21 protein-coding genes are annotated in these 21,738 nt (G+C 59.8%); 13 read left to right on the top strand and 8 right to left on the bottom strand.

Annotated features, from left to right (window positions below; all coding sequences use genetic code 11):
- Positions 1–42: 42 nt before the first annotated feature.
- On the bottom strand, positions 43–2,454 hold the full coding sequence (locus tag E3W21_RS15350) for a penicillin acylase family protein (protein WP_134420773.1): 2,412 nt from the start codon (positions 2,452–2,454) through the stop codon (positions 43–45).
- 108 nt (positions 2,455–2,562) lie between these two features.
- Positions 2,563–3,144, bottom strand: coding sequence for a DUF6436 domain-containing protein (locus E3W21_RS15345; protein WP_134420771.1), 582 nt, complete (start codon positions 3,142–3,144; stop codon positions 2,563–2,565).
- Between the two features lie 97 nt (positions 3,145–3,241).
- On the opposite strand from E3W21_RS15345, the gene E3W21_RS15340 reads away from it, so the two are divergent.
- Positions 3,242–4,189 carry an alpha/beta hydrolase gene (locus E3W21_RS15340; protein WP_134420769.1) on the top strand — a complete coding sequence of 316 codons (948 nt, stop codon included), beginning with the start codon at positions 3,242–3,244 and terminating at the stop codon, positions 4,187–4,189.
- A gap of 102 nt (positions 4,190–4,291) precedes the next feature.
- On the opposite strand, the gene E3W21_RS15335 is transcribed toward E3W21_RS15340, so the two are convergent.
- A complete protein-coding gene (locus E3W21_RS15335) occupies positions 4,292–5,044 on the bottom strand; it encodes a DUF2059 domain-containing protein (RefSeq protein WP_134420767.1) in 753 nt (250 codons plus the stop codon).
- A 108-nt stretch (positions 5,045–5,152) separates the two neighbouring features.
- On the opposite strand from E3W21_RS15335, the gene E3W21_RS15330 reads away from it, so the two are divergent.
- Entirely contained in the window at positions 5,153–5,785 is a 633-nt protein-coding gene (locus E3W21_RS15330) for a 2OG-Fe(II) oxygenase (RefSeq protein WP_134420765.1), read from the top strand.
- Between the two features lie 2 nt (positions 5,786–5,787).
- Positions 5,788–6,273 carry a DUF523 domain-containing protein gene (locus E3W21_RS15325; RefSeq protein WP_129440234.1) on the top strand — a complete coding sequence of 162 codons (486 nt, stop codon included), beginning with the start codon at positions 5,788–5,790 and terminating at the stop codon, positions 6,271–6,273.
- A gap of 141 nt (positions 6,274–6,414) precedes the next feature.
- Here E3W21_RS15325 and E3W21_RS15320 read toward each other — a convergent pair whose 3' ends face one another.
- Positions 6,415–7,002 carry a transporter substrate-binding domain-containing protein gene (locus E3W21_RS15320; protein WP_134420764.1) on the bottom strand — a complete coding sequence of 196 codons (588 nt, stop codon included), beginning with the start codon at positions 7,000–7,002 and terminating at the stop codon, positions 6,415–6,417.
- A gap of 134 nt (positions 7,003–7,136) precedes the next feature.
- Here E3W21_RS15320 and E3W21_RS15315 point away from each other — a divergent pair, with 134 nt between their 5' ends.
- The gene (locus E3W21_RS15315) at positions 7,137–7,562 is read left to right on the top strand and encodes a DUF4399 domain-containing protein (protein ID WP_134420762.1); all 426 of its coding nucleotides are present in this window, start codon (positions 7,137–7,139) and stop codon (positions 7,560–7,562) included.
- 75 nt (positions 7,563–7,637) lie between these two features.
- Here the strand turns inward: E3W21_RS15315 and serA are convergent, their stop codons facing one another.
- On the bottom strand, positions 7,638–8,867 hold the full coding sequence (gene serA / locus E3W21_RS15310; protein ID WP_129440240.1) for a phosphoglycerate dehydrogenase: 1,230 nt from the start codon (positions 8,865–8,867) through the stop codon (positions 7,638–7,640).
- A 203-nt stretch (positions 8,868–9,070) separates the two neighbouring features.
- Here serA and E3W21_RS15300 point away from each other — a divergent pair, with 203 nt between their 5' ends.
- The 4 genes from E3W21_RS15300 (at position 9,071) to E3W21_RS15280 (ending at position 13,280) form a co-directional block, all read left to right on the top strand.
- A complete protein-coding gene (locus E3W21_RS15300; RefSeq protein WP_134420760.1) occupies positions 9,071–10,465 on the top strand; it encodes an FAD-binding oxidoreductase in 1,395 nt (464 codons plus the stop codon).
- 37 nt (positions 10,466–10,502) lie between these two features.
- Positions 10,503–11,168, top strand: coding sequence for a fumarylacetoacetate hydrolase family protein (locus E3W21_RS15295; protein ID WP_046053735.1), 666 nt, complete (start codon positions 10,503–10,505; stop codon positions 11,166–11,168).
- A 257-nt stretch (positions 11,169–11,425) separates the two neighbouring features.
- Positions 11,426–12,355, top strand: a complete 930-nt coding sequence (locus E3W21_RS15285; protein ID WP_134420756.1) for an SdiA-regulated domain-containing protein — start codon at positions 11,426–11,428, stop codon at positions 12,353–12,355.
- A 7-nt stretch (positions 12,356–12,362) separates the two neighbouring features.
- The gene (locus tag E3W21_RS15280) at positions 12,363–13,280 is read left to right on the top strand and encodes an SdiA-regulated domain-containing protein (protein ID WP_134420754.1); all 918 of its coding nucleotides are present in this window, start codon (positions 12,363–12,365) and stop codon (positions 13,278–13,280) included.
- Positions 13,281–13,408: 128 nt separating this feature from the next.
- Here E3W21_RS15280 and rpiA read toward each other — a convergent pair whose 3' ends face one another.
- The gene (rpiA, locus tag E3W21_RS15270) at positions 13,409–14,083 is read right to left on the bottom strand and encodes a ribose-5-phosphate isomerase RpiA (protein ID WP_134420752.1); all 675 of its coding nucleotides are present in this window, start codon (positions 14,081–14,083) and stop codon (positions 13,409–13,411) included.
- Positions 14,084–14,230: 147 nt separating this feature from the next.
- Between rpiA and ilvA the strand changes: the two genes are divergently transcribed.
- Positions 14,231–15,745, top strand: a complete 1,515-nt coding sequence (gene ilvA, locus E3W21_RS15265) for a threonine ammonia-lyase, biosynthetic (RefSeq protein ID WP_134420750.1) — start codon at positions 14,231–14,233, stop codon at positions 15,743–15,745.
- A 39-nt stretch (positions 15,746–15,784) separates the two neighbouring features.
- Entirely contained in the window at positions 15,785–16,213 is a 429-nt protein-coding gene (locus E3W21_RS15260) for a DUF2269 domain-containing protein (RefSeq protein ID WP_134420748.1), read from the top strand.
- A gap of 122 nt (positions 16,214–16,335) precedes the next feature.
- On the opposite strand, the gene E3W21_RS15255 is transcribed toward E3W21_RS15260, so the two are convergent.
- A complete protein-coding gene (locus E3W21_RS15255; protein ID WP_134420746.1) occupies positions 16,336–16,992 on the bottom strand; it encodes an HAD family phosphatase in 657 nt (218 codons plus the stop codon).
- Between the two features lie 143 nt (positions 16,993–17,135).
- Between E3W21_RS15255 and E3W21_RS15250 the strand changes: the two genes are divergently transcribed.
- Both E3W21_RS15250 and ptsP read left to right on the top strand, forming a co-directional pair.
- Complete coding sequence (locus E3W21_RS15250; protein WP_008150514.1) at positions 17,136–17,615, top strand: RNA pyrophosphohydrolase; 480 nt, start codon at positions 17,136–17,138, stop codon at positions 17,613–17,615.
- A gap of 22 nt (positions 17,616–17,637) precedes the next feature.
- Positions 17,638–19,917, top strand: coding sequence for a phosphoenolpyruvate--protein phosphotransferase (ptsP, locus tag E3W21_RS15245; protein ID WP_033060547.1), 2,280 nt, complete (start codon positions 17,638–17,640; stop codon positions 19,915–19,917).
- A gap of 130 nt (positions 19,918–20,047) precedes the next feature.
- Here the strand turns inward: ptsP and E3W21_RS15240 are convergent, their stop codons facing one another.
- Positions 20,048–20,794 carry an NRDE family protein gene (locus tag E3W21_RS15240; protein ID WP_134420744.1) on the bottom strand — a complete coding sequence of 249 codons (747 nt, stop codon included), beginning with the start codon at positions 20,792–20,794 and terminating at the stop codon, positions 20,048–20,050.
- Positions 20,795–20,914: 120 nt separating this feature from the next.
- Between E3W21_RS15240 and E3W21_RS15235 the strand changes: the two genes are divergently transcribed.
- Complete coding sequence (locus tag E3W21_RS15235; protein ID WP_134421236.1) at positions 20,915–21,697, top strand: sulfite exporter TauE/SafE family protein; 783 nt, start codon at positions 20,915–20,917, stop codon at positions 21,695–21,697.
- The last annotated feature ends 41 nt before the right edge of the window (positions 21,698–21,738 follow it).

Genomic DNA, 21,738 nt, shown 5'->3' with positions numbered 1-21,738 from the left:
GCTTGCTCGCGATGGCGGCGGAACAGCCAATAATTTTTCGGCCTATTGCACAGCCCGCGCTGGCAATAGCTTCAACGTACTACGCGTGTTGGCCGTGACTTCTTCATCATTGAGATGCGCCTGGTAGTAAATCCCTTCGATATACGCCTCAGCCTGATCGTCATAGTGGCTGTCGAACGTTACGCCACTCTGGCCAACCGGGTTGACGGTCAGGCTGTGGGTCGGGTCGGCGAAGTCGATCAAGCGACGGGTCGAAGGACCATAAGTTACTGGCCACGGCGCCGGGCCGATTTTGGCCGAGAGGTTGTTCGGCACTTCGTGAGTGCCGGGTGCCGCGAACGGGCCGACATTGAAGATCCGGTCCAGCGGCTTTTGCTGCCCCAGCGGATGGCCATGGGTCAGCGTGTGCGCCTTGCCCCATTGCCATTGCGCGAAATCGCCGCCGAGGGTGGTTTTGAGATGAGCAATGCTCGCCTGCCACGCAACCTTGACCGTATCGGCGCGGGTTTCCATGCCGAGGGTGTTGCGGTTGTCCCACCACGGCGAATCGGCAGTCTCGGCCAGGCGAGGCAGTGCGGAATCAATCACCCGCGTCGACAGCAAAGTCTCGAAGAAGTCATTGCCCAGTTCATCGTGCATCGTCGCGTCAGCCAGGTTGAACAGGAACTGGTTGAACAGCGTGGCGCTGGTGGAATCGAGCGGGTAGTCGCCTTTCCATTGGGCCAATTGCTCAACCAGTTTGAGTTCGGCGGGATCGCTCACCACTTCACGCAGTACGGGCAACAACGGCGCGAGCAAGCGCGGGCCGTAAGCGGTGGTGGTGCCCAGTTGCAGCTTCTGGCTGGCGTCCAGATCCCACTTGATAGTCTTGTCGCTGAGCTGGCGATTGAGCTGCTGACCTCGATCGGCCAGGTTGTAGTAACCGGGAATCTCCATGCCGGTCGGCGACACCGGCTGGAAGTTGGCCGAGACGATGTAACCGCGTGCCGGGTTCTCTTCCTGTGGGTTGGCGCTGAACGGGTAAAAACCTTCCTTGTCCGCGTCGGCGGTGCTGCCATCGAGGATGAACCCCGGACGCACACCCGCCGGACGTTTTGGCAGTTGCGCCGCTGCCCACCAGCCGATGTCGCCCTTGGCGTTGGCCCAGACGATGTTCAGGCCCGGCGCCTGGATCTTTGCGCAGGCACTGCGCGCCTTGGCCAGGGTGTCGGCGCGGTTGAGCTGGTAGAAGCCCTCAAGGATCGGATTCTGGCTTTCGAGAAAACCCCACCACATGGCGATCGGCGTTTTACCGACGCCGCTGCCCAGCGCATCGTTGACGATCGGACCGTGGGGCGACTGGCGCAGCACCAGTGTCACCGGTGCCTGGCCCTTGACCGCGATCTGCTGTTCGCTGGTCACCATGTCCACCCATTTGCCGCGATACCAGACCTGATTGGGATTGTCCGGGTTGACCTTCTCAGTGATCAGATCGAGGTCGTCGTTCTGGAACATGGTGATGCTCCAGCCGAAGTCGCGGTTCATCCCGAGAGAGGCGAACGGCATCAATGCCTGATAGTGGCCGTAGAGCTCGAAGCCCGGCGCCGAGAGCTGCGCTTCATACCACACCGACGGCGCGGAAAAACGAATATGCGGGTCGCCGGCCAACAGCGGTTTGCCGCTTTTGGTCCGACTGCCGGAGACAGCCCAGGCGTTGCTGCCCTCGAACTGCGGCAAGCCGTTGTCGGCCAGTGCCTGTTCGCTGAGGCGGGCGAGGGCGTTGAGGTCTTTCCAGTCGGTACTGGCAAGGGGCGGCATGGCACCGCTGCGGTTTTTCGCCAGCACGCCCTTGGGCTGCCAGTCGAGATCGAAGACGTTCAGGTAGTTGGCGCCCAACTGATCGCGCACGTAGGTCAGCAACGGTTCGGTGCGAAACGCTGCGGCAAAACTGTAGGCCATGTAACCGGTGATGCTGATGGTGTCCTGGGCGGTGAAGGGCCGTTTGGGAATGCCCAGTACATCAAACTCCGCAGGTTTTGGATGGCTGTCCTGATACTGGTTGATGCCATCCAGATAGGCTTGCATGGCGATAAAGGCCGGCGATTGTTTGTCCATGTTCGCCAGGTAGGTGTCGGCGCGTTCGCGAATGCGCAGGCTGCGCATCAGCTTATCGGTGTCGAGAAGTTTCGGGCCCAGTACCTCGGCCAGCTCGCCACGGGCGAGGCGACGCAAGGCTTCCATCTGAAACAGCCGATCCTGGGCGTGCACGTACCCGAGGGCGCGGTACAGGTCGGTTTCGTTCTCTGCGCGAATGTGCGGGATGCCGCGCTCGTCGTAGCGCACGGTGACCGAACCTTGCAGGTGTTGCAACTCCACCATACCCTGGCGTGTCGGCTGCTTGCTGTAGACGTACCAACCTGCACCTGCGGCGAGCGCAACAATCAGCAGGGCGAGAACGGTCAGGCTACGTTTCATGGTGATTCCTTGTTGTTATGAGTGGCAGCAGTTCCCTGGCGCCACTGTTTAACACGGCTTGCCGACATGGCCATCGCACTTAGGAGGGATTCACGTCTCCTGTCAGCCTTACTTCACTGCGTCGACAGGCCACGGGCAGTAACAACCCACTGCCAGTGTGTGCGTGGCATTCACCGCGCGGCCTTCGTTCAACGCTTGCAGAATCGGTTCGATAAAGCTGTTATTCGAATTGCAGGTCAGGCCTTCGCTGTACGGGCCGAAATACGCGAGTTTGCCGCTGCGATCCCAGATCGCCACGGCCGGGCTGGCGGGGATCTGTTCGGAACCTGGCAGGACGACGATGCTTTTCAGGCGGCTTAAGGTGCTCGGCAACTGACCGTGACTGCCAGGCTTTTGTACCGCATAAAACTCCACGCCTTGCGGTACATAATGCTCAACCAGTTCGCTCAGGTGTTGTTGATTACCAACGTTGCACGGGCAGGCCGGGTCCCAGAAGTGCACGAGGCGAATGGCGCCGGGGCCGGCGAGGTTGTCGGGCAGGCGCAACGGGTCGCCGGAGAACACCGCGGTGTGCTCGCTGAACGCTCGCAGGTAGCGGCCCTGAAACCAGTCGTAGGCAGCCCACAGCGCGCCGGCACACACGAGGGCGAGCAGGCTGGCAAGCAGTGTGGCGCGGTAGGGCGAGCGCATGGATTTCAGTCCTCGAAGGTGCGCTAGCTTGCCATGCTTGCCTCAACAGATGAATATCGCAGGCCCATAAAGTCCGTTTCGCGTTCTGGAATTGCTCATGTCTGCCACTTTCGACTCCGATCATCTGCGTGCCAGCCTGCGGCCGCTGGCCGACTGGCAGCCGCTGTCGGCAGAAGCGCTGGCTTACCAGCGCTTCTACGGGCTGGATTTTGCGGGCCGTAACGTGCGCAGTGGTCTTGGGCGTTTCGCGGTCGATGGTTATGAAGTGGTCAGCCAGGTCTGGTGGCCCGAGCGGACGAAGGCGACGCTGTTTTTGTTCCACGGTTTTTACGATCACACCGGGCTTTACCGGCATGTGATCGAATGGGCGCTGGATCAGGATTTTGCGGTGATTGCCTGCGACCTGCCGGGACACGGGCTGTCCAGTGGCGAACGGGCCAGCATCAAGGATTTCACTGAGTATCAGGACACGCTGCAAGGATTGTTCACCGAAGCGCAATCCCTCGATCTGCCGCAGCCGTGGCACCTGTGCGGGCAAAGCACTGGCGGCGCGATCGTGATCGATCATGTACTCAATCAGGGCGCCAGCAGTCCGGCCCAGGGCCAGGTCATTCTGCTGTCGCCGTTGGTAAGGCCGCGGGCCTGGGGTTGGTCGCAACTCAGCTATTACCTGCTCAAGCCTTTCGTCAAAGCCATCGCCCGGCGCTTCAGCGAGAACTCCAACGACCCGGATTTTCTACCCTTCCTGCAAGCGGACCCGTTGCAGCCGCTCCGTTTGCCGACCGCCTGGGTCGGTGCGCTGGCGCGCTGGATCAAACGCATCGAAGCCGCACCGTACAGCATGCGGCGACCGCTGATTGTGCAGGGGCAGGCGGACATGACCGTGGATTGGGAACATAACCTTGAAGTGTTGCGGGGCAAGTTCGATCGGCCGCAGGTGCTGATGTTGCCTGAGGCGCGGCATCACCTGGCGAATGAGACGCTGGCGTTGCGGCGGGAGTATTTCGGGTTTTTGACGAAGCGGATCAAGGGGCGGAATCTTTAGTGGCAGTGATGGCCTCTTCGCGAGCAAGCCCGCTCCCACAGGAGAATGCATTCCAATGTGGGAGCGGGCTTGCTCGCGAAGGGGGCCTTTCAGGCGCCAAAATTACTGGCTAAGGTTCGAGGAATCCTGCCCCACCGCCAACCCCGCGCGAATCGCCGCCAATGCTGCCTGGTAATAAGCCTTGCCCTCGGTGGACTCGGCGAAGGTCGCGAACTCTTCCAGTTCTTCATCCGACAGGTCGCGATAGACATACAACAGCGTGTTGTTCAGGTCGTTGCCGATCTGGTCCATCAAGCGCTGTCGCTGACCGTTCAACATGCCTTGAGCCTGACCACCGCCGAGCAGGCCGGGGATCATCGAGCTGAGGCTGTCGGCCGCGACGCCGGCAATCGCCAGGCTGACTTCCGCGCCAGCCTCTCGGGCGGGCAGGGCCTGGGCCAGATGGCCGATGATCAGCATGCGGCTGTCGCTGGCCTGGATCTTGGGTAAACCCTTGGCGTTTTTTGCCAACTGATCGCGACGGGTCGCGAGCAATTCGGCGGCCACGATTTTCTTGCCCAGGGGGGACTGAAAAAACGTCAGCGCGGGTTTCGGATCGGCGAGGGTCTTGCGCAATTGCGCTTCGGCGCGCTGGTCGACGGCCTGGGGGGCAAAGCGCTGATTGCTGTTATTCACCAGCGCCTGGAACACTGCCGGCGGCAGACTGTTCTGGTACCGCTGCTGAGCCGCCGAGAGAGCGTCGTTGAAATGCGCGCGTTGTTCTGGCCAACCGGCGACCTTGTACAACTGGTCGTGGCCGTCTGCCCAAGCGGGCAATACACAGAACATCAACAGTGAAAAAAGCAAACGGCGCATAGGGACTCCTGTCAGCAGGCGACTATTCTCCGTGTGGCATTCGTCCTTGTCGAGAATTCGTATCAACCCGCTGCGCGGCTCTGTCGGATTTTCAGGCACAGGAATACTATGCGCGGCATGCGAATACCCTCTGATCACCCGCTGCTGTTACGTATCGTCGACGACCTGGCTGAGCACGGCTGGTCGCAGCAGAATATTTTCCTTCCTCTGGGTCTGACCCGGGAACTGGCGGCCGAGTGCCGTAAACGTGCTGCCGAGGGCGAATTGGCCCCGGCCGCCGTGGGGCGCGGGTCGACATCCGAGATTCGCGAGGGGATTCGCGGCGACCATATCCAGTGGATCGAGCCCGGCCAGGCGTTGGCGTGCGACAGCTATCTGGATTTGATGGACAGCCTGCGTGAAGCGATGAATCGTGGTTTGTTTCTGGGCCTGGAAGATTTCGAAAGCCATTTCGCGCTGTACCCGCCCGGCGCGTTCTACCTCAAACATGTCGACCGTTTCCGCGACGACGACCGGCGCATGGTGTCGGCGGTGGTCTATCTCAACGACGCCTGGCTGCCTGAGCACGGCGGTCAGTTGCGCATGTACCTGGATGAAAGCGTCGAACATGATGTGGTGCCCATAGGTGGATGCCTGGTGGTGTTCCTGTCGGGTGAAGTGCCCCACGAAGTCCTGCCCGCGACCCGCGATCGCCTGTCGTTGACCGGCTGGTTCCGGCGTCGTGGTAACGAGCCGTTCTGATCATGCAAAAAATTCTGGTAAGCCGCTGTCTGCTGGGCCACCGCGTACGTTATGACGGCGGGGCGAGTGGGCCGTTCGATCAGCTTCAACAGTGGCTTGATGAAGGTCGGGTGGTGCCGTTGTGTCCAGAGGTTGCCGGTGGCTTGCCGACGCCACGGGCGGCGGCGGAAATTCCGGGTGGGCAGGGTGGTGAAGTGCTTGATGGCCACGCATCAGTGATCACCACCGAGGGCGAGGACGTCAGCGCCGAGTTTCTCTCGGGGGCTTATCAGGCGTTGGAACTGGTGCAAAAGCACGGCATCCGCATTGCCGTACTCAAGGCCAACAGCCCGTCTTGCGGGAATCTGTTGACCTATGACGGGACGTTCAGTGGAGTGAAGGTCAGTGGTGAAGGCGTGACTGCGGCGTTGCTCAGGCGCCATGGCGTGCAAGTCTTCAGTGAGCTGGAGTTGCCGCAAGCGGCGGCAGTCCTGGCAACCCTGACCTAACGCCCTACACAAAACCACTGTGGGAGCGGGCTTGCTCGCGAAAGCGTTGAATCAGACAACATTCATTTGACTGACACACCGCTTTCGCGAGCAAGCCCGCTCCCACATTGGATCTCCATGAATTGATCTATTTCCAGAACATCAGGGTTTCGGCGCCACACTCGTATCCGTCCCGAACCACTTCTGCGACAACGTCTCCAATCGCCCATCCGCCTTGATCCGCTGCAGCGCGTTTTCCAGGCTGGCATGAAACGCCGGGTTACCTTTCTGAAACGGAATCGCCAGGCTCACTGCCGGGCCAGCCTTCGGCTTCTCTTCCGTCAGCGACTGCACCAGCAGCATCGAGCGCGGTTGCTCTTCCTTCTGCGCGATCAATTGCGCATCGGTGTGAATGTAAGGTTCGCTGAAGTCGAAACGATCCTTGAGGTCCGGGGTCACTGCTATGTGGTTGATGGCGACGTCGTACTTGCCGGTTTCAACACCTTGCAACAGATCGCTGGAATCGGTAACGACGAAGTCGGCCCGTACGTCCAGTTCGTCAGCCAGCAGTTGCCCCAATTCGACTTCGAAGCCCGTAAGTTTGCCGTCCTCCTTGAAATTGAAGGGGGGTGTATTAGCCTCAAGGGCAATACGCAATTCGCCACGGTCGTTTACATCGTCAATCATTTCGGCATGAGCCAAAGGGCTCAGAAGGGGTAGCAGGCAGATCAGGCCAGGCAGAAAACGCATGGTCACTCCTTTGAATTCATTATCGCGACGCTCTGTTCAGGCTCGCTTTGCTATGGTTGTCGAGAGCCTTCGACAACGAATGGCCGTGAAGTTGTCATGGCCACGCGGATTTTACGAAAAAACTGGAGAAGAGAATGAAAACCTTTATGTCACGAGCAGCATTGGCTGGCCTGTTGATGGGTGCTTCGATGCTGGCAACGGCTGCGACTCCGGCCCCCAAGGGTGCAGAAGTGTCCATCGTTTCTCCTGCGGACGGAGCTACGGTTCCGCAAACCGTCGTCGTCAAGTTCGCTGTCGAGAACATGGCGCTGGCGCCTGCGGGCGATGTCACCAAGAACACCGGCCATCACCACTTGCTGATCGATGTCGATAAACTGCCGGCCGCCGGTGCGCCGATCCCCAACGATGCCAGCCACCTGCATTTCGGCAAGGCGCAGACCCAGGCTGAAGTAAAGCTGACGCCGGGCAAACACACCTTGCAGCTGGAACTGGGAGATAGCGGCCACATGCCGTTCGATCCGCCGATCGTGTCGGAGAAAATCACCGTCAACGTTAAGTAACCTGCTCGGAATAAAGAACCGCGCCCATGAAAAAGGAGCCCCCAAGGGCTCCTTTTTTTGTCACTCAAGTCACTATCAGAACAACACGCGGCAACGAATGGTGCCGTTGATGTGCTGCAGCTTCTCTTGCGCCATTTCCGAGTACTCGGCGTCGACGTCGATCACGACGTAGCCGACTTTCTCGTTGGTCTGCAGGAACTGACCGGAAATGTTGATGCCGTTTTCGGCGAAGACCTTGTTGATCTCGCTCATCACACCCGGAATGTTCTCGTGGATGTGCAGCAGGCGATGCTTGCCAGGGTGAGCCGGCAGGGCCACTTCCGGGAAGTTGACCGAGGACACGGACGTACCGTTGTCGCTGTACTTGACCAGTTTTTCTGCCACTTCCAGACCGATGTTGGCTTGCGCTTCAGCGGTAGAACCGCCGATGTGCGGGGTCAGGATCACGTTGTCCAGGCCACGCAGCGGGCTTTCGAACTCTTCGTCGTTGGAGCGAGGCTCCACCGGGAAGACGTCGATGGCCGCGCCGATCAGGTGCTTGTCCTTGATCGCGTCCGCCAGCGCTTGCAGTTCAACTACAGTGCCGCGCGCCGCGTTGATCAGAATGCCGCCCTTCTTGATCGCACGGATTTCTTTCTCGCCGATCATCCACTGGGTCGCAGCGGTTTCCGGAACGTGCAGGGTGACGATGTCGGACATGCCCAGCAGCTCGGTCAGGTTGCCGACTTGAGTCGCGTTGCCCAATGGCAGCTTGGTCACGGTGTCGTAGAAGTACACCTGCATGCCCAGGCCTTCAGCCAGAACCGACAATTGCGTACCGATCGAGCCGTAACCGACGATACCGAGCTTCTTGCCACGGATTTCGAAGGAGTTGGCTGCGCTCTTGATCCAGCCGCCACGGTGGCAGGAAGCGTTCTTCTCAGGGATGCCGCGCAGCAACAGGATCGCTTCGGCCAGCACCAGTTCCGCAACGGAGCGAGTGTTGGAGTACGGAGCGTTGAACACTGCGATGCCGCGTTCGCGGGCAGCATTAAGGTCAACCTGGTTGGTGCCGATGCAGAAACAGCCGACAGCGACCAGTTTCTTCGCGTGATCGAAGATCTCTTCGGTCAGTTGAGTGCGGGAGCGAATGCCGATGAAGTGAGCATCAGCGATCTTTTCCTTCAGCTGGGCTTCCGGCAGAGAACCTGTGAGGTACTCGATGCTGGTGTAGCCCGCCGACTTGAGGACGTCGACAGCCGATTGGTGGACGCCTTCGAGAAGAAGGAACTTGATCTTGCTCTTATCGAGAGAAGTCTTGCTCATCTGCGTAAACCTGTATCCCGGAGAAAAATGGCAGGAAATGGTCAACAGATGCTGACCCGGACGGCAAAAAAGCCGTCGCCGCAGACAGCCGTTGGGCACTATCCTGCGGGGTCGGTATGCTAGCATATGCACCCCGCTAAACACTCATTCCTGCGACGTGAAGCGTTCTCAGGATGACCATGAATTGTTCGAGAGTTCTGTCGATGACCAATCCTGCCCTGATTGAAGAGCTGAAGACCCTGGTTGAGCCTGGCAAGGTGCTGACCGATGCCGACTCCCTGAATGCTTACGGTAAGGATTGGACCAAGCATTTCGCCCCGGCCCCGACCGCCATCGTGTTCCCCAAGACCACCGAGCAGGTTCAGGCCATTGTCCGTTGGGCCAATGAGCACAAAATTGCGCTGGTGCCGTCCGGCGGTCGTACCGGGCTGTCCGCCGCGGCCGTGGCCGCCAATGGCGAAGTCGTCGTGTCCTTCGACTACATGAACCAGATCCTCGACGTGAACATGACCGACCGCACTGCGGTCTGCCAGCCGGGCGTGGTCACCGAGCACCTGCAGAACGTCGCCGAAGAAAAAGGCCTGTACTACCCGGTGGATTTCGCTTCGGCAGGTTCGAGCCAGATTGGCGGCAATATCGGCACCAATGCCGGCGGGATCAAGGTCATTCGCTACGGCATGACCCGCAACTGGGTGGCCGGCATGAAAGTCGTCACCGGCAAAGGCGATCTACTGGAACTGAACAAAGACTTGATCAAGAACGCCACCGGCTACGACTTGCGTCAGCTGTTTATCGGCGCTGAAGGCACCCTCGGTTTCGTGGTCGAAGCCACCATGCGCCTGGACCGTGCGCCGAAAAACCTCACCGCCATGGTCCTCGGCACTGCCGATTTCGACTCGATCATGCCGGTGTTGCACGCGTTCCAGAGCAAACTCGACCTGACCGCCTTCGAATTCTTCTCCGACAAGGCTCTGGCGAAAGTCATGGCACGCGGTGATGTCCCGGCGCCATTCGAAACCGATTGCCCGTTCTACGCGCTGCTGGAATTCGAAGCGACCACCGAAGAAGTGGCCAACCACGCCCTGGAAACCTTCGAGCACTGCGTTGAGCAGGGCTGGGTACTGGACGGCGTGATGAGCCAGAGCGAAACCCAGCTGCAGAACCTCTGGAAGCTTCGCGAATACATCTCCGAGACCATTTCCCACTGGACGCCGTACAAGAACGACATTTCGGTCACTGTGTCGAAAGTCCCGGCCTTCCTGAAGGAAATCGACGCGATCGTCGGCGAACACTACCCGGATTTCGAAATCGTCTGGTTCGGCCACATCGGCGACGGCAACCTGCACTTGAACATCCTCAAGCCGGAAAACCTGAGCAAGGATGAGTTCTTCGCCAAGTGCGCGACCGTCAACAAGTGGGTGTTCGAAACCGTCGAGAAGTACAACGGCTCGATTTCCGCCGAACATGGCGTGGGCATGACCAAGCGTGATTACTTGACCTACAGCCGCTCGCCGGTCGAGATCGAGTACATGAAAGCCGTAAAAGCGGTGTTCGACCCGAACGGCATCATGAACCCGGGCAAAATTTTCGCTGTTTGACTTTTGAATTTAAGAGCTACGAAACAGGAGTCGGTAAATGAGCTATCAGCACCAGTATGTCGACGGTACGCGTATTCATTTCCCGCTGGGGAAAGTGGTATGCATTGGCCGTAACTACGCCGAACACGCCAAGGAACTGGACAATCCGGTGCCTACAGAACCGCTGCTGTTCATCAAGCCGGGCAGTTGCGTAGTGCCGCTGGAAGGTGGTTTCAGCATTCCGACCGAACGTGGCTCGGTGCATTACGAAGCGGAAATCGCGGTGTTGATCGGCAAACCTTTGTCGACCAAACCGAGCCGTGAAGAAGTGCTCGATGCTATCTCCGGCTTCGCTCCAGCCCTGGACCTGACGCTGCGCGACAAGCAGGCCGAGCTGAAAGCCAAGGGCCTGCCTTGGGAAATCGCCAAGTCCTTCGACGGTGCGGCGGTGATTGCGCCATTCGTGTCCGGCAGCACCTTCGCTGACCTGACCGACATCGGCATCCGCCTGACCATCAACGGCGAAGTGCGCCAGGATGGCAACAGCAGCGCAATGCTCAACCCGATCGTGCCGATGATCCAGCACATGGCCGGCTGTTTCTCGCTGCAGGCCGGTGACGTGATCCTGACGGGTACGCCGGTGGGTGTTGGCCCGCTGAATGTCGGTGATGAACTGGTGATCGAGTTGCCAGGCGCCAGCAGCTTCACCAGCAGCGTCCGCTAACCAAGACACTGCCAAACCCAGTGTGGGATCGGGCTTGCTCGCGAATGCGGTGTGTCAGGCAACTCATATGTCGACTGATACACCGCATTCGCGAGCAAGCCCGCTCCCACATTGATTTTGTAGTTGCCGATGCAGGGCAATCCCGCCATTTCCCGTTTTTTTCACATCTCGTCCGGATAATTCCGGGACTTGCCGCGTCTTAGCCGGTCCCACTTGTGCTATTACCCATAGCCTGAATTTCTGGAACGCATCCCTCGATGGTCACCCAACCACTGCCCAAGCTTAAAACTGCCCGCCGCTCGCGCTTTGTCATGCGTTGGTATTCCTGGCTTTTGCTGGTGGCCGCCGCCGCGTACGGCGTTGCGTTTGCCATGCATTGGGATGATCGTGGCGTGCTCTGGTTGCGCGAGCGTTTCGAAAGCCCGGCCAAGCGTCAGGCCAGTGTCTGGTTGCCGGATTACCGGGCAGTGATCGACGCCAAGCTACTGCCGGGCATGGAAAAGGACGAAGCGTCCGACCTGGCCTACAACCCTCAAACCAAAACCCTGTTCTCGGTCATGGGCAAGAACCCGTTCCTCGTCGAATTGACCCTGCAGGGCGACGTGCTGCGCAAAATGCCGCTGGTGGGCTGGAGCAACCCGGAAGGCGTGACTCTGATGGGCAACGGTCTGCTGGCCATCGTCGATGAACGTGACCACATGCTCTCCATCGTCAAGGTTGACGCTGACACCCGCGAGCTGAACATCGCCAACTTCCCGAAATACGACCTCGGCCCCTCGAAAGACCAGAACAAGGCCTTCGAAGCAGTCGTCTGGGATTCGCGCAATCAGCAGATGTTGCTGGGTGAAGAGCGTCCACCGGCGTTGTTCACCTGGAAAAGCAACGATGGCCAGACACTCACCGGTGACAAGCAAAAACTCGCCAGTGACCAACTGGACATCCGCAACCTCTCGGCGCTGGCCATCGACCCGCGCACTGGCCACACCCTGGTGCTGTCTGCCGACTCCCACTTGTTGCTGGAGCTGGACGAAAAGGGCGAGCAGGTCAGCTTCATGACCTTGCTGGGCGGCTTCAATGGTTTGAAGAAGACCATTCCTCGCGCCGAAGGCGTGACGATGGACGAGGCGGGGACGCTTTACATGGTGAGCGAGCCGAACCTGTTCTATCGCTTCGAAAAGCAGAAATAAGGCCTGAATGCGTCGACTTGCCCGCCCCAAGCCTCTGCTTTTGATCCTGTCGGTCATTGCGTTGATCGCGCTGGTTGCGGCCGGCCAGTACCTGCGCCTGTTCGAGCGCGCCTGGTTCAACCTGCACACGCTATGGCAACCGGAGAATGGTCAGTCCATCGCTCTGGATCAATACCAGGTGACGCTCGAAGCCCGAATTATCGAAGGCCTGGCCGACGATGTGTCGGCGCTGACCTTCGATCCGGTGCGCAAAAGCCTGTTCACCGTCACCAACAAAAACTCAGAGCTGATCGAACTGTCGCTGGACGGCCAGATTATTCGACGCATTGCGCTGGTCGGGTTTGGCGATCCGGAAGCGGTTGAGTTCATCAGCGCCGACACTTACGTAATCACTGACGAGCGTCAGCAGCGGCTGATCAAGATTCATCTGGAGAACGACACAACGTTCCTCGACGCAGCGGATGCCGAGCAGATGACCCTTGGCGTGCACATGAGCGGCAACAAGGGCTTCGAAGGCCTGGCTTACGACTCGGTGGGCAAGCGGTTGTTTGTCGCCAAGGAGCGCGACCCGATGCTGATCTACGAAGTGCAGGGCTTTCCCCATTACAGCCCGGAAAAATCCTACGCGGTGCACGTAGTGAACAACCCCAAGCGCGATGCCGGGATGTTCGTGACGGACCTGTCGAGCCTGCAATACGACGAGCGTAGCGGCCATTTGCTGGCGTTGTCGGATGAATCGCGGCTGATTCTGGAACTCGATGTCGACGGGCGACCGCTGAGCACCCTGTCACTGAGCAAGGCGCGTCAAGGGTTGCAGAAGACGGTGCCACAGGCGGAAGGGATCGCCATGGATGACGACGGTACGATGTACCTGGTGAGCGAGCCGAACCTGTTCTACGTCTTCAAAAAACCAGTACAACCCTAACCAACACCTTAAAACCAATGTGGGAGCGGGCTTGCTCGCGAAAGCGGTCTGTCAGTCGACATCTCTATCGACTGACACGGCCTCTTCGCGAGCAAGCCCGCTCCCACAGGTTTTGCTATGTGTTCGGCTTACTTTGCGCGCAGTGTTTTTACACCTTCGCTGGTGCCCAGCAGCAGCAAATCCGCTGGACGTGCCGCGAACAAACCGTTGGTGACCACGCCGACGATGGCGTTGATCTGCGTCTCCAGCTCCACCGGGTTGGTGATCTGCATGTTGAACACGTCGAGGATGATGTTGCCGTTGTCGGTCAACACGCCTTCACGGTAAACCGGGTCGCCACCGAGTTTCACCAGCTCGCGGGCCACGTGGCTGCGGGCCATCGGGATCACTTCCACCGGCAGCGGGAACGCACCGAGCACCGGCACCAGTTTGCTGGCGTCGGCGATGCAGATGAAAGTCTTGGCCACGGCCGCCACAATCTTCTCGCGGGTCAGGGCTGCGCCGCCGCCTTTGATCAGGTTCAGGTGTTCGTCGCTTTCATCGGCGCCGTCGACGTAGAACTCCAGGTCGCTGACCGTATTCAACTCATACACCGGAATGCCGTGGCCCTTGAGGCGGGCAGCGGTGGCTTCGGAACTGGCGACCGCGCCGTCGAACGCGCCTTTGTGCTTGGCCAGTGCATCGATGAAGCAGTTGGCGGTGGAGCCGGTGCCGACCCCGACAATGCTCTTGTCGTCGAGTTTCGGGAGGATGAAGTCGACGGCGGCCTGAGCCACTGCCTGTTTGAGTTGATCCTGGGTCATGCGGGCTCCGAAGCGGGCAAGGGGGGAACGGAAAGGCCGGCATTATAGCCCCATGCCGGGTTAAAACCTCTTGATTCGTGTGGTCGCCCGCCCAAAAGCCGGGTTAGACTCGTTGGCCCTGCCCAACCCGCTCAGTGATGCTTTCCGATGCTCGAACAGTACGTCAAAAAGATCCTCACCTCGCGCGTTTATGACGTTGCCGTAGAAACCCCATTGCAGACTGCCCGCCAGCTCTCCGAGCGGCTGGGCAACAGTATTTTGCTCAAGCGCGAAGACTTGCAGCCGGTGTTCTCGTTCAAGATTCGTGGCGCCTATAACAAGCTCACGCAGCTTTCCGAAGAAGAGCGCGCTCGCGGTGTAGTCACTGCTTCGGCAGGCAACCACGCGCAAGGCCTGGCCCTGGCGGCGAAAGTGTTGGGCGTGAAAGCGACCATCGTGATGCCCAAGACCACCCCGGAGATCAAAGTCGAAGGCGTACGTTCGCGTGGCGGCAAAGTGGTGCTGCACGGGGATTCGTTCCCGGAAGCCCTGGCCTACTCGCTGAAACTGGTCGATGAAAAAGGCTACGTCTACATCCACCCTTACGACGATCCCCACACCATTGCCGGGCAGGGCACGGTGGCGATGGAGATTCTGCGCCAGCACCCTGGCCGTCTGGACGCGATCTTCGTCCCGGTGGGCGGTGGCGGATTGATCGCCGGGATCGCGGCGTACGTGAAGTACTTGCGACCTGAAATCAAAATCATCGGCGTCGAGCCGGACGATTCCAACTGCCTGCAAGCTGCCATGGCCGCTGGCGAGCGAGTGATCCTGCCGACGGTGGGCCTCTTCGCCGATGGCGTTGCTGTGGCGCAGATTGGTCAGCACACCTTCGATATCTGCAAAGATTATGTCGATGAAGTGATCACCGTCAGCACCGATGAAATCTGCGCGGCGATCAAGGACATCTACGACGATACCCGCTCGATCACTGAACCTGCTGGCGCATTGGGCGTGGCCGGGATCAAGAAATACGTCGAGCAACGCGGCGTCACCGGTCACACCTTCGTGGCCATCGACTCCGGCGCCAACGTCAACTTCGACCGTCTGCGCCACGTCGCCGAGCGCGCTGAACTGGGCGAGGGCCGCGAAGCGATTATCGCCGTGACGATTCCCGAGAAGCCGGGCAGCTTCAAGGCGTTCTGCGAAGCCATCGGCAAGCGCCAGATCACCGAATTCAACTACCGCTACAACACCGGCAGCGAAGCGCACATCTTCGTTGGCGTGCAGACGCATCCGGAAAACGATCCGCGCAGTGCGCTGATTGCCAGCCTGACCGAGCAGGGTTTCCCGGTGCTGGACCTGACCGACAACGAACTGGCCAAGTTGCACATCCGCCACATGGTCGGCGGCCGTGCGGCTCATGTGGTTGATGAAGTGATTCTGCGTTTCGAATTCCCGGAGCGTCCGGGCGCGCTGTTCAACTTCCTCAACAAGCTCGGCGGGCGCTGGAACATCTCGATGTTCCACTACCGCAACCATGGCGCGGCGGATGGCCGGGTGGTCGCAGGTCTGCAAGTGCCTCACGATGAACGCCATCTGGTGCCCGCTGCGCTGGCAGAAATCGGCTACCCGTACTGGGATGAAAGCGACAATCCGGCCTATCTGCTGTTTCTCGGCTGAGCGGCTACGCTGATGGGCAAGCCATAAGGAGATCGAACAATGGAAACGTTAACCGCCCTGAAAGTCGCTCACATCGTGGCGACGGTGTTGCTGCTGGTCAGCGCACTGGGCTTGGCGATCTGGGTCTGGCGTACGCGCCGTAACGGTGACGCGACGGCTCACGCGCGCACGTTGCAACGGCCACGACTGTTTATCTGGCTGGTGATGGGGCTGGCGCTGCTGAGCATGCCGTTTACCGGCTGGTGGATGGTGCATCTGGTGGGCTGGCCGTTGGGGCAGACCTGGTTGTTGGCTTCCAGTGTGCTTTACACCGTCGCGGCGTTGGGCGGTTGCTGGTGCGGCTTAACAAGGTGCGCAAGGCGCCGGCAGCGGGCAATGGGCAATGGGAAATTTACCTTTGCCTTGGCGTTGTTCAGTTTTGTCTGCTTTATCGCAATTGCGGGGTTGATGGGCGCCAAACCGGTTTAAGGCTTGGGACCGCGGCGGCCCCTTCGCGAGCAAGCCCGCTCCCACACTAGATCTTCAGCGAACACAGATTTTGTGTACGACGCAGATCAAATGTGGGAGCGGGCTTGCTCGCGAAAGCGGTATCAGCCGCGCAGAGTAATCACCGGCCAGCCACGCTTCTCGGCTTCAGCACGCAGATTCGGGTCCGGATCGACAACGATCGGATGCGTCACCTGCTCAAGCAGCGGAAAATCATTCATCGAGTCGCTGTAGAAGTAACTGTCTTCCAACGAATATCCGGTCTCTTCCAGCCAGCGATTCAATCGCGTCACCTTGCCTTCACGGAAGCACGGGACGTCGGTGCTGCGCCCGGTGTAGCGGCCATCAACCATCTCGCATTCCGTGGCGATCAGGGTTTCGACGCCCAGACGCTGGGCAATCGGCCCGGTAACAAAACGGTTGGTCGCGGTGATGATCACAAGTTTGTCACCCGCCTCGCGGTGCTTGGCCAGCAGTTCGAGACCCTTGGGTAACACAATCGGCTCAATGCAATCGCGCATGTAATCCAGATGCCATTGATCCAGCGTGGCCATCTCGGTGCGGCCGAGCACTTCCAGGCAGAAGTTCAGGTAGGCATCGTTATCCAGTTTGCCGGCCAGGTAATCCTGATAAAACTCGTCGTTGCGTGCCTTGTAGGCGACGGCGTCGAGGAAGCCGCGTTCGCACAGGTAATCGCCCCAAGCGTGGTCACTGTCACCGCCCAAGAGCGTGTTGTCCAAGTCGAATAAAGCCAGCCGCATTGCAGTTACTCGCTGAAAAGTCTGTAGAAAGGCGTCCAGAATACGGACTTTTCACAAGAGTGCACATAAGGTAGACCGGCTCGTTGCTGCTATCACAACCTTTGTGGAACAATGCGGCGACATGCGTTTGCGAGGTTGTTGCCGTGATCGACCCCGATGGTTTCCGCCCCAATGTCGGGATCATTCTCACGAATGATGCCGGACAGGTGCTATGGGCTCGCCGTATCAATCAAGATGCCTGGCAGTTTCCACAGGGCGGGATCAACCCCCAGGAGACGCCGGAAGACGCCTTGTACCGCGAGTTGAACGAAGAAGTGGGTCTTGAACGCGAAGATGTTGAAATTCTCGCCTGCACCCGGGGCTGGTTGCGCTATCGTTTGCCGCAACGTCTGGTCCGCACGCACAGCCAACCGCTGTGCATTGGCCAGAAACAGAAATGGTTTCTCCTGCGCCTGGTCTCCAACGAGCAGCGGGTGCGGATGGATTTGACCGGTAAACCGGAATTCGATGGCTGGCGCTGGGTCAGCTATTGGTATCCGTTGGGCCAGGTGGTGACATTCAAGCGCGAAGTGTATCGACGCGCTCTCAAAGAGCTTGCCCCGCGCCTTTTATCGCGCGACTGACGACGGAGTTCGACCCCGAGCCATGCTCAATACGCTGCGCAAGATCGTCCAGGAAGTTAACTCCGCCAAGGATCTCAAGGCGGCGTTGGGGATTATTGTGTTGCGCGTCAAAGAGGCCATGGGCAGCCAGGTCTGCTCGGTCTACCTGCTTGACCCTGAGACCAACCGCTTCGTGCTGATGGCCACCGAGGGCTTGAACAAGCGCTCGATCGGCAAAGTCAGCATGGCACCCAACGAAGGTCTGGTTGGCCTGGTCGGCACGCGTGAAGAACCCCTGAACCTCGAAAACGCCGCGGATCACCCGCGCTACCGCTACTTCGCCGAGACCGGTGAAGAGCGCTACGCCTCATTCCTCGGGGCACCGATCATTCACCACCGCCGCGTCGTCGGCGTGTTGGTCATTCAGCAAAAAGAACGTCGCCAGTTCGATGAAGGTGAAGAAGCCTTCCTCGTGACCATGAGCGCGCAGCTCGCCGGCGTTATCGCCCACGCCGAGGCCACCGGTTCGATCCGGGGGCTGGGCCGTCAGGGCAAGGGCATCCAGGAAGCCAAGTTCATCGGCGTACCGGGTTCGCCGGGTGCGGCAGTCGGTACCGCGGTGGTCATGCTGCCGCCGGCCGATCTGGACGTGGTGCCCGACAAGACCATCACCGACATCGCCGCCGAACTTGGGCTGTTCAAGACTGCCATCGAAGGCGTGCGCGCCGACATGCGTGCCTTGTCCGCCAAGCTCGCGAACCAGTTGCGCCCGGAAGAGCGCGCGCTGTTCGATGTCTATTTGATGATGCTCGACGATGCCTCGCTCGGCAGCGAAATCACCACCGTGATCAAGACTGGTCAGTGGGCCCAGGGCGCGTTGCGTCAGGTGGTCACCGAACACGTCAACCGTTTCGAATTGATGGACGATGCCTACCTGCGTGAGCGCGCGTCGGACGTCAAAGACCTTGGTCGCCGCTTGCTGGCTTACTTGCAGGAAGAACGTCAACAGACCCTGGTCTACCCCGACAACACCATCCTGATCAGCGAAGAACTGACGCCGGCAATGCTCGGCGAGGTGCCGGAAGGCAAGCTGGTCGGTCTGGTGTCGGTACTCGGTTCCGGCAACTCCCACGTGGCGATCCTGGCGCGCGCCATGGGTATCCCGACGGTGATGGGCCTGGTCGACCTGCCGTATTCGAAAGTCGACGGCATCCAGATGATCGTCGACGGCTACCACGGCGAGGTCTACACCAACCCCAGCGAAGTGTTGCGCAAGCAGTTCGCCGAAGTGGTCGAGGAAGAGAAACAACTGGCCCTCGGGCTGGATGCACTGCGGGACTTGCCGTGCGTGACCCTCGATGGCCACCGCATGCCGCTGTGGGTCAACACCGGCCTGCTGGCGGACGTGGCGCGGGCGCAGAAGCGTGGCGCTGAAGGCGTCGGTCTGTACCGCACCGAAGTGCCGTTCATGATCAACCAGCGCTTCCCGAGTGAAAAAGAGCAACTGGCGATTTATCGCGAGCAGCTCGCCGCGTTCCACCCGCAACCGGTGACCATGCGCAGCCTGGACATCGGCGGCGACAAGTCGCTGTCGTACTTCCCGATCAAGGAAGACAACCCGTTCCTCGGCTGGCGCGGCATTCGCGTCACGCTCGACCACCCGGAAATCTTCCTGGTGCAGACACGCGCCATGCTCAAGGCCAGCGAAGGCTTGAACAACCTGCGGATCCTGCTGCCGATGATCTCCGGCACTCACGAACTGGAAGAAGCCCTGCACCTGATTCACCGGGCCTGGGGCGAAGTCCGCGACGAAGGCTGCGATGTGCCTATGCCGCCGATCGGCGTGATGATCGAAATTCCGGCGGCGGTTTATCAGACCAAGGAACTGGCGCGGCAAGTGGACTTCCTGTCGGTCGGTTCCAACGACCTGACCCAGTACCTGCTGGCCGTGGACCGAAACAACCCGCGGGTAGCCGACCTCTACGATTACCTGCACCCAGCGGTGCTGCAAGCCCTTCAGAGCGTAGTGCGTGACGCTCATGCCGAAGGCAAGCCAGTGAGCATCTGCGGTGAGATGGCCGGTGACCCGGCGGCGGCGGTGCTGTTGATGGCGATGGGCTTCGACAGCCTGTCGATGAACGCCACCAACTTGCCGAAAGTGAAGTGGATGCTGCGTCAGATCAACCTGAGCAAGGCCAAGGAATTGCTCGCGGAGCTGATGACCATCGACAACCCGCAAGTTATCCACAGCTCGCTGCAATTGGCGCTGAAGAACCTTGGGTTGGCGCGGATGATTAATCCGGCTTCGGCCAAGACCCTCTAAACGCTAATGGCCCCTTCGCGAGCAAGCCCGCTCCCACATTTAACCGAGTTTTCCCAGAAGAACGCGGTCGAATGTGGGAGCGGCGGTGCGACGACTCGACTTGCTCGCGAAGGCGTCAGTCCTGACAGCGCTAAACCCTGATCTCCACTTCCCCCAAATGCCCGCCATACGGCCCAAAACTCCGCTCAACCATCCACCGCGTCCCATCCGCCTGAACAATCAACGCCGTACTCGCCCGCGTCCCATAAGTCGGACTGGCAATAAACACACTCGACAGCAACGTCTCGGTGGCCAACCCGACCCCGGTATCCGGCAGTTCGGCAAATGGCGCCGTCTGCGGATCATTCAGCAACGCCAATAAAGCCTGGGGTTGCGGATCTTCCAGCACTTCCTCCAGCGCTTCCCGCGCCTTGAGCAGTTTCGGCCACGGCGTATCCAGCCCCGCGTTCGACAACCCATAAACCCCCGGTGGCAGCATCACGGCCTCAGTCTCCCGGGCATTGAAGTGCCACAGTTCGTTGGCATTGCCGATCAGCAGGTTAAACCCGGCATATTCCAGCGAACGTGCAACAACGTCGCTCAAATAGTCATCTATTGGCAAATCCCCGCTAAGAAATCGCGCCACCAGCTCGCCTCGCGACTTGCGTGCGGGCGGCTGGTGCGGATCGCGGATATTGGTCAGCGCGGCGAAGCGTCCATGGGCGCCAACACCGAGCCAGGTGCCCCCGGCCTCCAGATCGCGACCGGCATGCACGTGCGGTGCTTCGGTCCATTGCGCCAGCGGCAGGCTGGGCCGGGCATAGAATTCGTCGCGGTTGGCCGCCACGATCAGCGGCTGGGCGTGACCCGGTCGCCAAGCGAAAACAATCAGGCACATAAGGCAGTCCTTGTGTGTTTTCTGCTCACTCTACTCAGTCGTCGTGCGGGTATCCATCGCCATCCAGTGGAGCTTGAGGCCATGCATCCGTTACCATGCCGCTCTCATTTGGGGATGCGCATGGAATTTCTGCTCTATCTGGCGCTTGGCGCCTGTGCAGGTGTGCTGGCCGGGCTGTTCGGGGTCGGCGGCGGTATCATTATCGTTCCGGTGCTGGTCTACAGTTTCAAGTTGCAAGGGTTCGATCCGTCGATCCTCACGCACCTTGCGGTCGGCACGTCCCTGGCGACAATCATATTTACCTCGGTCAATGCGATCCGCGAACATCACCGTCGCGGTGCCGTGCGTTGGCCGATTTTTGCCTGGATGACCCTCGGTATTCTCATCGGCGCCGGTTTTGGGGCGCTGACGGCGGAGGCGATTTCCGGGCCCAACCTGCAGAAAATCATTGGTGTCTTCGCCTTGGTCATCGCCGCGCAACTGGCACTGGATTTCAAACCCAAGCCTTCTCGAACGGTGCCGGGTAAAGTCGGTCTGACCGTGGCCGGCAGTGTGATTGGCTGGGCCTCGGCGATTTTCGGGATTGGTGGCGGTTCGCTGACGGTGCCGTTCCTGACCTGGCGCAGCGTGCCGATGCAGCAAGCGGTGGCGACTTCATCCGCCTGCGGTCTGCCGATTGCCTTGTCCAGTGCATTATTTTTCATGATTCTGGGCTGGCACGATCCGTTGCTGCCGGCCCATAGTCTCGGTTTTGTTTATTTACCGGCGCTGCTGGGGATCGCCCTGACTAGCATGTTCTTCGCCCGCCTCGGCGCACGACTGGCCCACAGCCTGTCGCCGAAGTTGCTGAAAAAACTGTTCGCCGCTTTGCTGTTCTGCGTGGGCCTGAATTTCCTGCTCTGACGCAGCGCAATCCTGACTTAATCCTGGCGTGACAGCGTCGC

This window comes from Pseudomonas sp. F01002, assembly GCF_004402115.1.
Classification (GTDB): domain Bacteria; phylum Pseudomonadota; class Gammaproteobacteria; order Pseudomonadales; family Pseudomonadaceae; genus Aquipseudomonas; species Aquipseudomonas frigoris.
This window is presented reverse-complemented; position numbering and strand designations above follow the sequence as displayed.